The organism is Stenotrophomonas sp. TWI819 (genome assembly GCF_039673075.1).
In the GTDB taxonomy this organism is placed as follows: domain Bacteria; phylum Pseudomonadota; class Gammaproteobacteria; order Xanthomonadales; family Xanthomonadaceae; genus Stenotrophomonas; species Stenotrophomonas rhizophila_B.
This window is the reverse complement of sequence record NZ_JBDJKY010000006.1, coordinates 128581-140355: the sequence shown is the minus strand read 5'-3', so window position 1 is coordinate 140355 and position 11775 is coordinate 128581. Positions and strand designations below refer to the sequence as shown.

At 67.0% G+C, this 11775-nt stretch carries 12 protein-coding genes; 7 read left to right on the top strand and 5 right to left on the bottom strand.

The genetic code is table 11. From position 1 onward, the window contains the following. Positions 1-19: 19 nt before the first annotated feature. Positions 20-745 carry a sel1 repeat family protein gene (locus tag ABE463_RS10330; protein WP_346468098.1) on the bottom strand — a complete coding sequence of 242 codons (726 nt, stop codon included), beginning with the start codon at positions 743-745 and terminating at the stop codon, positions 20-22. A gap of 79 nt (positions 746-824) precedes the next feature. Beyond that, on the bottom strand, positions 825-1445 hold the full coding sequence (locus tag ABE463_RS10325) for a thymidine kinase (RefSeq protein WP_346468097.1): 621 nt from the start codon (positions 1443-1445) through the stop codon (positions 825-827). 130 nt (positions 1446-1575) lie between these two features. Between ABE463_RS10325 and ABE463_RS10320 the strand changes: the two genes are divergently transcribed. Both ABE463_RS10320 and ABE463_RS10315 read left to right on the top strand, forming a co-directional pair. Next, a complete protein-coding gene (locus ABE463_RS10320) occupies positions 1576-3552 on the top strand; it encodes a UvrD-helicase domain-containing protein (protein WP_176990295.1) in 1977 nt (658 codons plus the stop codon). Positions 3553-3625: 73 nt separating this feature from the next. Beyond that, positions 3626-4159 (top strand): GNAT family N-acetyltransferase, encoded by a 534-nt coding sequence (locus tag ABE463_RS10315; RefSeq protein ID WP_265309886.1) that lies wholly within the window; start codon positions 3626-3628, stop codon positions 4157-4159. A gap of 55 nt (positions 4160-4214) precedes the next feature. On the opposite strand, the gene ABE463_RS10310 is transcribed toward ABE463_RS10315, so the two are convergent. Continuing rightward, positions 4215-4883, bottom strand: coding sequence for a DUF480 domain-containing protein (locus tag ABE463_RS10310; RefSeq protein WP_346468096.1), 669 nt, complete (start codon positions 4881-4883; stop codon positions 4215-4217). A gap of 111 nt (positions 4884-4994) precedes the next feature. On the opposite strand from ABE463_RS10310, the gene ABE463_RS10305 reads away from it, so the two are divergent. Further along, positions 4995-5918, top strand: a complete 924-nt coding sequence (locus ABE463_RS10305; protein ID WP_346468095.1) for a 5'-nucleotidase, lipoprotein e(P4) family — start codon at positions 4995-4997, stop codon at positions 5916-5918. Further along, positions 5915-6640, top strand: coding sequence for an orotidine-5'-phosphate decarboxylase (pyrF, locus tag ABE463_RS10300; RefSeq protein ID WP_346468094.1), 726 nt, complete (start codon positions 5915-5917; stop codon positions 6638-6640). The genes ABE463_RS10305 and pyrF overlap by 4 nt, the downstream gene beginning before the upstream one ends. Before the next feature lie 25 nt (positions 6641-6665). Here the strand turns inward: pyrF and ABE463_RS10295 are convergent, their stop codons facing one another. Then, positions 6666-6791 carry a hypothetical protein gene (locus ABE463_RS10295; protein ID WP_259260662.1) on the bottom strand — a complete coding sequence of 42 codons (126 nt, stop codon included), beginning with the start codon at positions 6789-6791 and terminating at the stop codon, positions 6666-6668. On the opposite strand from ABE463_RS10295, the gene ABE463_RS10290 reads away from it, so the two are divergent. Further along, entirely contained in the window at positions 6790-7758 is a 969-nt protein-coding gene (locus tag ABE463_RS10290; protein WP_346468093.1) for a hypothetical protein, read from the top strand. The two genes, ABE463_RS10295 and ABE463_RS10290, sit on opposite strands and share 2 nt — an antisense overlap. Further along, positions 7758-10472: a glycerol-3-phosphate 1-O-acyltransferase PlsB gene (gene plsB, locus ABE463_RS10285; RefSeq protein ID WP_346468092.1), complete on the top strand. Its 2715-nt coding sequence runs from the start codon at positions 7758-7760 to the stop codon at positions 10470-10472. The genes ABE463_RS10290 and plsB overlap by 1 nt, the downstream gene beginning before the upstream one ends. A gap of 57 nt (positions 10473-10529) precedes the next feature. Here plsB and ABE463_RS10280 read toward each other — a convergent pair whose 3' ends face one another. Further along, positions 10530-10733: a YdcH family protein gene (locus tag ABE463_RS10280; protein WP_259260658.1), complete on the bottom strand. Its 204-nt coding sequence runs from the start codon at positions 10731-10733 to the stop codon at positions 10530-10532. Between the two features lie 96 nt (positions 10734-10829). Here ABE463_RS10280 and ttcA point away from each other — a divergent pair, with 96 nt between their 5' ends. After that, a complete protein-coding gene (gene ttcA, locus ABE463_RS10275) occupies positions 10830-11738 on the top strand; it encodes a tRNA 2-thiocytidine(32) synthetase TtcA (RefSeq protein ID WP_346468091.1) in 909 nt (302 codons plus the stop codon). Positions 11739-11775: the final 37 nt, after the last annotated feature.

Here is an 11775-nt window from a genome sequence, read left to right as displayed (position 1 = left end):
AGCGGCGGGTGGCGACCGCTTAGCGGTCGTCAGCTCCCGGGGGACGTTCAGTGGCCTGCTGCAGGGGAGAGCCGACTTCCACGGTCCCGCGACGGATCTTCGACCACGTTTCGTCCTGCCAGCGCTGGTATTTATCCGGGTCCCAATATTTGGGGTCGTACAGCCGATCGGCCTTGATGGTTTTGGTGACGCCTCCCTCGCTGTAGACGATATCCACGTTGTTGGACATCGAACCAGTACGGCTGCCGGTCATGGCCCGCCGCCCGCGATTGAGCACCGCCGCAATGCGAGGCTTGGCAACCTCATCGCCGTATTCAGCACGCAACTCGCTGGCTCTAGCGCGCGCCACGGCGTGCTGCTCCAGCGGTAGGGACGCCCAGTACTGGTTACGAAGGTCGACAAAAAGCGGGTATCCACGCTCTGCGGCGACGTCCATCCAAGCGAAAGCCATCACAGGATCGGAGGGCATCTCGACGCCGAACCAGTACATTTCACCCAGGTATCCTTGAGAAGGCTTGTCGGCAAAACGCGCCGAGAGCCTAAAGTTCTCCATCGCTCCCTTGGGATCTCCCCGATGGAGCGAGGCAACACCCCATTGGCGATACATCATGTCCGGATGGCTGTCCATGAAGCCTGCGCCGACCACGGTGGAGCCCATATCGAGCGAAGAGGAGCCACTCTGCGCAAACAGGGGGAGCGGACAAAACAACAACAGCAGGGTGAGCGGGGCCGCAGCGCGCTTCATGGAAAATCCATCTTCATCCGTTGGTTGATGCAGCGTAGGCTGCATAGCGCCGACTGTACATCTGTCGAAAGCCATGGGTTTATAGCGGCAGACGCGCCTGCATCGGGTCGATGCGGCCCTCACCGCGCGTGATCTTCTTGAACTCCGCGCGGCTCACCGACACGTAGCGCTCGTTACCGCCGATCTCCACCTGCGGGCCGTCCTGCACCGCGTGGCCGTGCTCGTCCACGCGCACGGTCATTGTGGCTTTCTTGCCGCTATGGCAGATCGTCTTGATCTCCTGCATCTCGTCGGCCCAGGCCAGCAGGTACTGGCTGCCTTCAAACAGCTCGCCGCGGAAATCCGTGCGCAGGCCGTAGCAGAGCACCGGAATGCGCATCTGATCGACCACCTCGCTGAGCTGCCAGACCTGGCTGCGGGTCAGGAACTGCGCTTCATCGACCAGCACGCAGCCCAATGGACCGTGCGTGTCGATGTCGTCGGCGATCAGCTGCTGCAGGTCGGTGTCCTGCTGGAACGCGATCCCGTCGGCCTTCAGGCCGATCCGCGAGGCGACCACGCCGCGCCCGGCGCGATCGTCCAGCCGTGGGGTCAGGATGGCCACGCGCATGCCCCGCTCGCGGTAATTGTGCGCCGACTGCAGCAGGGTCGTGGTCTTGCCGGCGTTCATCGCCGAATAATAGAAGTAGAGCTTGGCCATCGGCCAATTCTAGACGCCGAGCCACGCCCTGTGGGCTGTCAGGGCGGAGGCCGGACGCTTTCGTCCGCTGCCGGAGATCTCCACGCCCCGGCTTGACGGCCCGGTACAATGCCCCTCCCCTGGAGATGGCATGCACGGTCTCAATCCTCCCCAACACGCAGCAGTGATGCACTGCGAAGGTCCACTGCTGGTGCTCGCGGGCGCGGGCAGCGGCAAAACGCGCGTGATCGTGGAGAAGATCGGCCAGCTGATCGCCAGCAAGCGCTACCCGGCGCGGCGGATCGCGGCGATCACCTTCACCAACAAATCGGCCAAGGAAATGCGCGAGCGCGTGGCCAAGCGCCTGCGCGGTGACGACGCCGATGAAGTGACGATCTGTACCTTCCACGCGCTGGGGCTGAAGTTCCTGCAGATCGAACATGCGGCCGTCGGGCTCAAGCGCGGCTTCTCGATCTTCGATGCCGACGATTCGACCGCGCAGGTCAAGGACCTGATGTATGGGGCCAAGCCGGATGACATCGAGGACGTGAAGAACCTCATCTCACGCGCCAAGAACGCCGGCCTCTCGCCCGAGCAGGCGATGGCCGCGGCGCGCAGCACCCGCGAGAAGGAAGCGGCCAGCGTTTATGAGCGCTATCAACTGCGCCTGACCGCGTTCAACGCGGTGGATTTCGATGATCTGATCCGGCTGCCGGTGCAGGTGCTGGAAGAGAATCCGGAGATCGCCATCGCCTGGCGCGAACGCATCGGCTACCTGCTGGTCGACGAATGCCAGGACACCAACGATGCGCAGTACCGGCTGCTCAAGCAGCTGGCCGGCAGCAAGGGCAACTTCACCTGCGTGGGCGATGACGATCAGTCGATCTACGCCTGGCGCGGTGCGAACCCGGAAAACCTGCAGCAGATGGCGCGCGATTATCCTGCGCTGGAAATCATCAAGCTGGAGCAGAACTACCGCTGCTCCAACCGCGTGCTGCGCGCGGCCAACGCGCTGATCGCCAATAATCCGCACGAGCATCTGAAGAAGCTGTGGAGCGACCAGGCCGACGGCGAGCGCATCCGCGTATGGGAATGCCGCAACAGCGAGCACGAAGCGGAAAAAGTCGCCGCGGAAATCTCCTTCCTGGCCACCTCGAAGAAGATTCCGTGGAGCGATTTCTGCATCCTGTTCCGCGGCAATTTCCAGTCGCGGCCGCTGGAAAAAGCGCTGCAGCTGGTGCGTGCGCCGTATCACATCACCGGCGGCACTGCGTTCCTGGAACGGCAGGAGGTCAAGGACACGCTGTCCTGGCTGCGCCTGTTGGTGAATCCGGACGACGATACCGCCTTCATGCGCGCGGTGCAGTCGCCCAAGCGCGAAGTGGGCGCCGGTACGCTGGCCAAGCTGGCCGAGCTGGCCTCGGAAAAAGACCTGCCGATGGCGCATGCGGCCGAAGCGATCGGTGCGCTCTCGCAGCTGCCACCGCGTGCGGCCAACGGCCTGAGCCGCTTTACCGACATCCTGCGCGATCTGCGCGCGGAGATGCCCAAGCTCAGCTCCGGTGACCTGGTACGCAAGCTGGTGAAGGACTCCGGGCTGGTCTCGGACCTGCGCAGTGCGTGCAAGGAAGAGTCCGTCTACCAGCGTCGCCTCGGCAACCTGGAAGAACTGGCGCAGTGGTTCGAAGGCGGCCCGCGGGGGGCCTCCACGGCGGATCTGGCCGCGCAGCTGGCGTTGCTCTCACGCAACGACAAGGACGACGGCGGCAACCAGGTGCGGATGATGACCATGCACGCCTCCAAGGGTCTGGAATTCCCGTACGTGTTCATCATCGGCTGCGAGGATGGCGTGCTGCCGCACCAGGTCAGCCTGGACGAAGGCAACCTGCAGGAGGAGCGGCGCCTGCTGTACGTGGGCATCACCCGCGCCAAGGTGCAGCTGTGGATGAGCTACAGCAAGCTCACCCGCAAGTTCGGCGAGCACGTGCGGCTCAAGCCCAGCCGTTTCTTCGATGAGATACCCGCCGAGGAAATGCAGCGCGATGGTGCAGATCCCGTCGCCGATGCCGCGCGCAAGAAAGAGCGCGCGAGTGCCGGGTTGGCCGCGATCCAGGCGTTGTTTGACTGAGCATCGCCGGGTAGAGCCACCCATGGGGTGGCTCTACGGCACAATCGGCCTATCACCCTTCACCGGTACCCGCATGTCCGCCGTGATCCAGACCGACCGCCTGCACCTGCGCCTGATCGACCCCGACCATGACGCGGCCGACATGCTGGCCCTTCTCAACGAGCCCGGCTTCATCCGCAACATTGCCGACCGCGGCGTACGCACCCTGGCGCAGGCGCGGGATTACACCGCCGAGCGCGTGCTGGGTAGCTACACGCTCAACGGCTTCGGCATGTACGCCGTCATCCGTCGCGAAGATGGTGCATGGCTGGGCAACGCCGGCCTGGTGCGCCGTGCCGGGTTGCCGGCGCCGGATATCGGCTATGCACTGCTGTCGCAGTACGAAGGCCACGGCTACGCGTTCGAGGCCGCGCGCGGGGTGATGCATTACGCGCGCGATGTGCTCGGCCATGCCGATCTGTACGGCATCGTCTCGCCGGACAACGTGCGCTCGGCGGCGCTGCTGCGCAAACTGGGCATGGAGGATCGCGGCGATCTGCTGCTGCCACCACCGCATGGCGGCGATGTCGTGCTGCTGTTCGCCACCCCGGGCGCGCCGGCCGTCTGACCCGGTATACCCACGCCGCCCGACCCGGAAGAGCCACGCCATGCGTGGCTGCAGTTCAGCCCCCCAACTGTGCGCGCAACGCCGCCAGCTGTTCCTGCAATTCGGCCACGGTGGCCTCCAGCTGCTGCACACGGGACTCCAGCGCCGGGTTGGCACCGCTGCCGCCAGCGCTGCTCGGTGCAGACCTGTACTGCTCGGCCAAGGCCTGCACGTCCACCGGGCCGGCCAGCAGGTGCATGTAGCGGTCTTCGCGCTGGCCACTGGCGCGTGGTAGCTGGACCGCCATCTCGCGCTGGATCATGCGCTCCAGGTGGTGGCGCAGTTCTTCCACGTCCTGGAAGCGGACCAGGCGCTCGCTGCGGGTCAGCAGCTCATTGAGGGTCTGCGGGCCGCGCAGCAGCAACAGGCCCAGGATCGCCAGCTGCTGGCGGGTCAGGTCCAGCGCGGCACCGGCGCGGTGCTCGTAGCGCTCGGCGCGCGAGGAGTACTGCTGGCGCGCCAGGCCCAGGGTCTCCAGCTGGCGCAGCGCGTGGTGCACATCGCCGGCCGACAGGGCCATGACCGGCTCGCGGGCGGTCTTCTGGTTGGCGGCCACCTGGGCGGCGTTGACCGTCAGCGGGTAGGCGTCCGGGGTGGTCGCCTCCTTCTCGATCAGGCAGCCCAACGCGCGGGCCTGGGCCGCGCTGAGCACGGGCAGGGCAGGGGTCTGGGTGTCGTCGGTCATGGGGCGCTCCGGGGTGTTTCAGGGGCGTGCAGCATAGCCGAGCCCCGCCTGTGGCATGAATGCCGCGGGACAAGCCGCTAAACTGGCGCGAATCTGTTGCCGGTGAATGCCATGCGTCGTAGTGCTGTTTCCCTGTCCGTGCTTGCCTGCGCCGTGATGGCGCTGAGTGCCTGCAAGCGCACTGAAACCCCGGCCGAGGCCGCCCCGCCGGCCGCCGCTGCCGCAGCGAGCGCGCCTGCCGCCACCGGCGATGCCGCCGTGGCCGCCAATGACAACCTCAACGCGGTGCTGTGGATGCAGCGTTCGCAGGAGTACCGGGCGATCACCGAGCAGACCTACCGTTCGGCGGCCGATCACCTGGACAAAGCGCTGAAGGAAGCCAACTGGGACGCGCTGGTGCCTGAAGAACGCGGTAATGCCGCCAAGGGCCTGAAGCCGGCGGTGGTGCTGGACGTGGATGAAACCGTGCTGGACAACTCGCCCTACCAGGCGCGCCTGGTGCGCGATGGCAAGGAATACGACGAGCTGAGCTGGGACCAGTGGGTGGCCGAGAAGAAGGCCAAGGCGATTCCAGGCGTGGTCGATTTCGCCAAGGCCGCCAATGCCAAGGGCGTGACCCTGCTGTACATCTCCAACCGCGCCGTGCATCTCAAGGACGCCACCCTGGCCAACCTGCGCGAGCAGGGCCTGCCGGTGGCCGACGACAGCGTGTTCCTCGGCCTGGGCACCGTGGTGGAGGGCTGCGAGCAGGCCGGCAGCGAGAAGAATTGCCGCCGCCGCCTGGCCGGCCAGCAATACCGCGTGCTGATGCAGTTCGGTGACCAGCTGGGCGACTTCGTGGAAGTCACCGCCAACACCAATGAGGGCCGTGACGCGCTGCTGCAGCAGTACCACGACTGGTTCGGTGAACGCTGGTGGATGCTGCCCAACCCGACCTACGGCGGCTTCGAACCGGCGCAGTTCAACAACGATTACAGCCAGTCGCGCCAGGCCCGCCACGATGCCAAGCGTGCCGCGCTGGACTACGCACCGTGAGCCGCGCGCCGCTGCCGCTGCGTGACGAGGAGCGCCTGATCTTCGCGCTCGACGTGCCGGGCCGCGCCGACGCGCTGGCCTGGGTCGATCGCCTCGGCGATGCCGTGTCGTTCTACAAGATCGGCATGGAACTGCTGGCCTCCGGCGAGTACTTCGAGGTGCTCGAGGCGCTGGCCGCACGCGACAAGCGGGTGTTCGTCGATCTCAAGTTCTTCGACATCCCGGCCACCGCTGCAGCAGTGATCAAGCGGCTGTCGCACTGGCCGGTGAGCTACGCCACCATCCATGGCTGGCACCCGGCGATGATGGAGGCCTGCGCGGCGGCCAACGGCAGCGACATGCGCCTGCTGGCGGTGACCGTGCTGACCTCGATGGGCCGCAGTGACCTGGCCCGGATGGGCATCGACCGCGAACCGGTCGAGGTGGTGGTCGAGCGCGCCTTGGCTGCCCAGGCCGCCGGCATCGACGGGGTGATCGCCTCCGGCCAGGAGGCCGGGCCGATCCGCGCCGCCACCGGCGCCGGGTTCTCGATCGTCTGCCCGGGCATCCGCCCCGGTGGCCCGGTCGGCGATGACCAGAAGCGCACCGTAGGCGTGGCCCAGGCCTTTGCCGACGGCGCCGATGCGATCGTGGTCGGCCGTCCGATCCGCTTGGCCAGCGATCCGCAGGCCGCCGCGCGCGCCATCCAGGCCGAGATCGCCCAGGCGCTCGCCGCGCGCTGAGGCGGTGACCGGGCGGGACGCTCCGTCACACGCGGTTTTTCTGTACATTCAAGGGCTTGCGCACCGAGCGCAGGGCCGGCAGGTCTGCCGGCTTGCCGCTGTCACCGAACAGGCCGCAAGATGCGGACCGGTCCGGGGAGTCCGAATTCATGTCCATGTCGTTGAAGCCGTGGCAGTACCGAGGGCAGGCGTTGGCGCTGGCCCTGTGCGGGTTGGTGCTGCTCAGTGCCTGCAAGGACAAGCAGATCGATCCGGATGCGCCGGCGTCCGAGCCGGTCGCGGCCCTGCAGCAGCTGGCGCAGCGGGTCGCCGACAACGATCTGGTCGGCTATGCGAAGGCAGCGGTGCCGCCCACCCAGTACGCCCGCCTGCAGGGCGCCTGGAGCCAGGGCCACAGCCGTTGGCCGCTGACCGAGCTGCCGCTGGATGGGCAGTTGCTGCCGATGCTGGCCGCACTGTCGCGGCCGGATGCGCCGCAGCGGCTGCAGCGTTCGTTCGATACCCAGATCGCCGGTCAGGCCACCCAGGTCCGTCAGGCGGCCCACTCGATGGGGTTGTTCGGCGAGCAGTACCTGCGCAACCAGAGCGAGTACAGCGACAGCGAGCGCGCCCACTACACCCAGGTGGTGAACGCGCTCAGCCGCTGGGCCGCCGCGGCGCCACTGACGGACAAGCAGCGGGCGAAGACGACCATCACCCTGCTCACCGCGACCGCGCGCACTGCGGGGCTGTCCACGGATGCCGAACTGCAGGCCGCGGGCATGGAAGAGAGTCTGCGCCGGCTCGGGCCCTTCATCAAAGCCTTCAAGACAGCCTTGGCCAGTTACGGGCTGTCGCTGGACGGCGCCTTGACCGAGCTGCGCGGCGAGCTGACGTCCGAGCTGGGCGACGATGCTGTGGTGCGTATCCAGTACACGCTGGCCGGCGAACAGATCGACGCTCAGGTGCGGATGACACGGCGTGACGGTCACTGGTACGTGACCCGCACGCTGGAAGACACCGATGCGCTGCTGCAGGCCGCCGACGCCGCACAAGCTGAACATGACGCCCGCCAAGCGGCCGAAGCAGAGGCGGCGGCGACGGTCAAGGACGGTGCTTCTGCACCGGCTAAGCCATAATGAAGCCGATGCCGAACCAGAATCCCCTGCCTTTCCCCGGCGAAGAGCCGCCCAAGACGCCGGACGCTACGTCCTCGTCACCCGCTACCGTGCCGTCCGACGGTGCTGCCGCTCCGGTTCCACCGGCCGCTGGCGCGCCCGTGGAGGCCGTTGCCGTGGATGCGGAGCCCGCCACCGTCGTGCCGTCCGCGATCGTGCCCGGCACCCGTCCGCCCAGTGGTCGCCCGCCGTGGTGGGCGCGCCTGCTCGGCCGCCTGGTCGAGCCGTGGCTGTCGCTGAAGATCGAGCCCGAACACCCCGGCCAGTACAACGACGGCCGCCCGGTGGTCTACGTGCTGGAGGACTACGGTCTGTCCAACGCGCTGATCCTGGACAAGGCCTGCCGCGAAGCCGGCCTGCCCTCGCCGCTGGTGCCGATCGCCGGCGATCCGACCGGGCGCAAGCGCGCCTACCTGGCCCTGTCGCGCCGGAGCAGCAGCAACTCGCTGATCCCCGAGCAGCGTGGCGCCAAGACCCACTCGGACTCGCTGGCCAAGGTCCTGCAGGCGCATCGCGCCCGCGGCGAGCTGGACGTGCACCTGGTGCCCGTGTCGATCTTCGTCGGCCGCGCGCCGGACAAGCAGAGCGGCTGGTTCGCGGTGCTGTTCTCGGAAAACTGGGCCCTGGTGGGTCGTTTCCGTCGCCTGCTGGCGGTGCTGCTCAACGGCCGCAGCACGATCGTGCGCTTCGCCCCGCCGATCTCGCTGCGCACCACGGTCGATGAGGGGCTGGACCCCGAGCGCACCGTGCGCAAGCTGCAGCGCGTGCTGCGCACCCATTTCCGCCGCATCCGCGAATCGGTGATCGGGCCGGATCTGTCGACCCGCCGCCTGCTGGTGGACAAGGTGCTCGACGCGGACACCGTGCGCGAAGCGATCGCCTCGCAGGCCAAGCGCGACAACTCCAAGCCGGCTGATGCCTGGAAAAAAGCCCACGCCTACGCGTGGGAAATCGCCGCGGACTACTCCAGTCCCGTGGTGCGCTCGGCCAGCTTCATGCTCAGCCATGTCTGGAACCGCATCTACGCCGGCGTGCTGGTCCACCACCTGGACAAGTTCAAGGCGGCCGCGCCCGGGCATGAAGTGGTCTACGTGCCCAGCCACCGCAGCCACATGGATTACCTGCTGCTGTCCTACCTGCTGTACGACCGCGGCATCGTGCCGCCGCACATCGTGGCCGGCATCAATCTCAACCTGCCGGTGGTCGGCACGCTGCTGCGCAAGGGCGGTGCGTTCTTCATCCGCCGCTCGATCCGTGGCAACGCGCTGTACTCGGCGGTGCTCAGCGAATACGTGGCGCAGCTGGTCGCCGGCGGCTACTCGATCGAGTACTTCGTCGAAGGCGGCCGCTCGCGCACCGGGCGCCTGCTGCAGCCCAAGGGCGGCATGATCTCGATGACGCTGCGCGCCTTCCTGCGCCAGCCGCGCAAGCCGGTGCTGTTCCAGCCGGTCTACATCGGCTATGAAAAGCTGATGGAGGGCGGCAGCTATCTGGACGAACTGTCCGGCCGGCCGAAGGAAAAAGAATCGATCTGGTCGCTGTTGTGGTCGATCCCGAAGGTGCTCAAGCAGAACTACGGCCAGGTCGTGGTGAACTTCGGCGAGCCGATCGCGCTCAACGACGTGCTCGCCCAGCGTGCACCGGACTGGAATGGCCAACCGGTCGGCGAAGACGAGAAGCCCTCGTGGTTGTCCGGCACGGTGGATCACCTGGCCGAACGCATCCAGGTGCATATCAACGGTGCGGCCGACGTCAATCCGATCAACCTGCTCGCGCTGGCGCTGCTGTCCACGCCCAAGCATGCGATGGGCGAGGCGGACCTGATCGCGCAGATCGAACTGTGCAAGACCCTGCTGGTCGAGATGCCGTACTCGGACCGGGTGACGGTGACCCCGCACTCGCCGGAGCGGATCATCGCCCACGCCGAGGAAATCAACGTCCTCACCCGCATCAAGCACCCGCTGGGTGACGTGCTCAGCGTCAGTGGCGACACCGCGGTGCTGCTGAGCTACTTCCGCAACAACGTCATCCACCTGTTCACCGCCTCGTCGTGGGTGGCCTGCTGCTTCCAGAACAACCGCCGCATGAGCCGCACCGGGCTGGTCCAGCTGGGCCGCACGGTGTATCCGTTCCTGCAGGCCGAGCTGTTCCTGCCATGGACCGAAGACGAGTTTGCCCAGCGCATCGAGCAGACCATCAACGTGTTCGTGCGCGAAGGGCTGCTGCAGAACATCAACGATGACGACGGCGGCATCCTGGCGCGCAACACCGGGCAGACCGACGAAGTCTTCCGCCTGCGCGCGATCGGCCATTCGCTGCAGCAGGCGTTCGAGCGCTATTACATCGCGATCTCGGTGCTGGTGAAGAACGGCCCCGGCACGTTGGGTGCGGCCGAGCTGGAAAGCCTGTGCCAGCAGGCCGCGCAGCGACTGAGCCTGCTCTATGCGCCGGCCGCGCCGGAGTTCTTCGACCGCACGCTGTTCCGCGGCTTCATCCAGAAGCTGCGCGAACTGCGCCTGGTGTGGCCGGATGAAAACAGCAAGCTGCTGTTCGATGCGCGCCTGGACGCGTGGGCGAAGGATGCGAAATTCATCCTCGGCCGCGAACTGCGCCACACCATCGAGCGTGTCAGCCCGGAAGCGGCGAAGCCGGAAGAGCCGGTCAGCACCGATTGACGACGGCACGTCGTCAATCCCAACGCTACGGGTAGAGCCACGCCATGCGTGGCTGGCTCAGGCCGGCTCGTCCGGAATCAACATGTCTTCCAGCTTGGCGATGCAGTCCTTCAGCTGCAGCTTGCGCCGCTTCAGGCGCTTGGCTTCCAGCTCGTCGTCGCCATTGGCGGCCATGCGCAGGATCTGGTCATCCAGCGCACGGTGCTCCTGCCGGAGCGTGGCAAGGCGGGCACTGATATCGGTGGGCGTCATGGTTTCCACAAGCTCCGAGCATACACATCCCCGATGACCGCCGGGAGTGAACGCAGTCACTTCCTGGCACCTGTGAGGGTGCGTCCCAGCCGGTAGAATGACAGGATGAGCGCTGTCATCCGCCTGCCTGATCCCGTCCCGCGCGCCCGCGATCCGCGCGCGCCCGGCGGTGTGCAGGACCGGTTGGCGCGGCAGCTGCGCCGCCAGGTCGGCCAGGCCATCGCCGACTTCGGCATGATCGAGGCCGGCGACAAAGTGATGGTGTGCCTGTCCGGTGGCAAGGACAGCTACACCCTGCTCGACATCCTGTTGCAGCTGCAGAAAAAAGCGCCGGTACCGTTCGAGCTGGTCGCGGTGAACCTGGACCAGAAGCAGCCGGGCTTTCCCGAGCACGTGCTGCCGACGTACCTGGCCTCGATCGGTGTGCCGTTCCGGATCATCGAGCAGGACACCTATTCGGTGGTCAGCCGGGTGATTCCGGAAGGCCGCACGATGTGTTCGCTGTGCTCGCGCCTGCGCCGTGGCGCGCTGTACCGGCATGCGGCCGAACACGGCTTCACCAAGATCGCGCTGGGCCACCACCGCGACGACAGTGTGGCCACGTTCTTCCTCAATCTGTTCCACCACGCCAAGCTCTCGGCGATGCCGCCCAAGCTGCGCAGCGACGACGGCCAGCACATCGTGATCCGCCCGCTGGCGTATGTGAGTGAAGCGGACATCAGCGCCTACGCGCAGGCGCGTGCGTTCCCGATCATTCCCTGCACGCTGTGTGGCAGCCAGGACACCCTGCAACGCCGCCAGGTGGAGCAGATGCTGCAGCAGTGGGAACGCGACCAGCCCGGCCGCATCGACCAGATCGCCCGCGCGCTGGGCAACATCCATCCCTCGCAGCTGGCCGATCCGGCCCTGTTTGATTTCATGGCACTGGGGCGCGCTGCGGCGGCCCCGCTGCCCGACCCGCCGGCCTGGGCCGGCACTGCCCACGACCTCGGCGACGCCCCCGGCCCGGCCTGAGCCACGCCGGTGCGCCCGCCCTCCCTTTCACGCTCTT

Bases quoted from the DNA above. Each gene is read 5' to 3' on its own strand.
- ABE463_RS10330 (WP_346468098.1), bottom strand. From the start codon at position 745: ATGAAGCGCGCTGCGGCCCCGCTCACCCTGCTGTTGTTGTTTTGTCCG.
- ABE463_RS10325 (WP_346468097.1), bottom strand. From the start codon at position 1,445: ATGGCCAAGCTCTACTTCTATTATTCGGCGATGAACGCCGGCAAGACC.
- ABE463_RS10320 (WP_176990295.1), top strand. From the start codon at position 1,576: ATGCACGGTCTCAATCCTCCCCAACACGCAGCAGTGATGCACTGCGAA.
- ABE463_RS10315 (WP_265309886.1), top strand. From the start codon at position 3,626: ATGTCCGCCGTGATCCAGACCGACCGCCTGCACCTGCGCCTGATCGAC.
- ABE463_RS10310 (WP_346468096.1), bottom strand. From the start codon at position 4,883: ATGACCGACGACACCCAGACCCCTGCCCTGCCCGTGCTCAGCGCGGCC.
- ABE463_RS10305 (WP_346468095.1), top strand. From the start codon at position 4,995: ATGCGTCGTAGTGCTGTTTCCCTGTCCGTGCTTGCCTGCGCCGTGATG.
- ABE463_RS10290 (WP_346468093.1), top strand. From the start codon at position 6,790: ATGTCCATGTCGTTGAAGCCGTGGCAGTACCGAGGGCAGGCGTTGGCG.
- ABE463_RS10295 (WP_259260662.1), bottom strand. From the start codon at position 6,791: ATGAATTCGGACTCCCCGGACCGGTCCGCATCTTGCGGCCTGTTCGGT.
- plsB (WP_346468092.1), top strand. From the start codon at position 7,758: ATGAAGCCGATGCCGAACCAGAATCCCCTGCCTTTCCCCGGCGAAGAG.
- ttcA (WP_346468091.1), top strand. From the start codon at position 10,830: ATGAGCGCTGTCATCCGCCTGCCTGATCCCGTCCCGCGCGCCCGCGAT.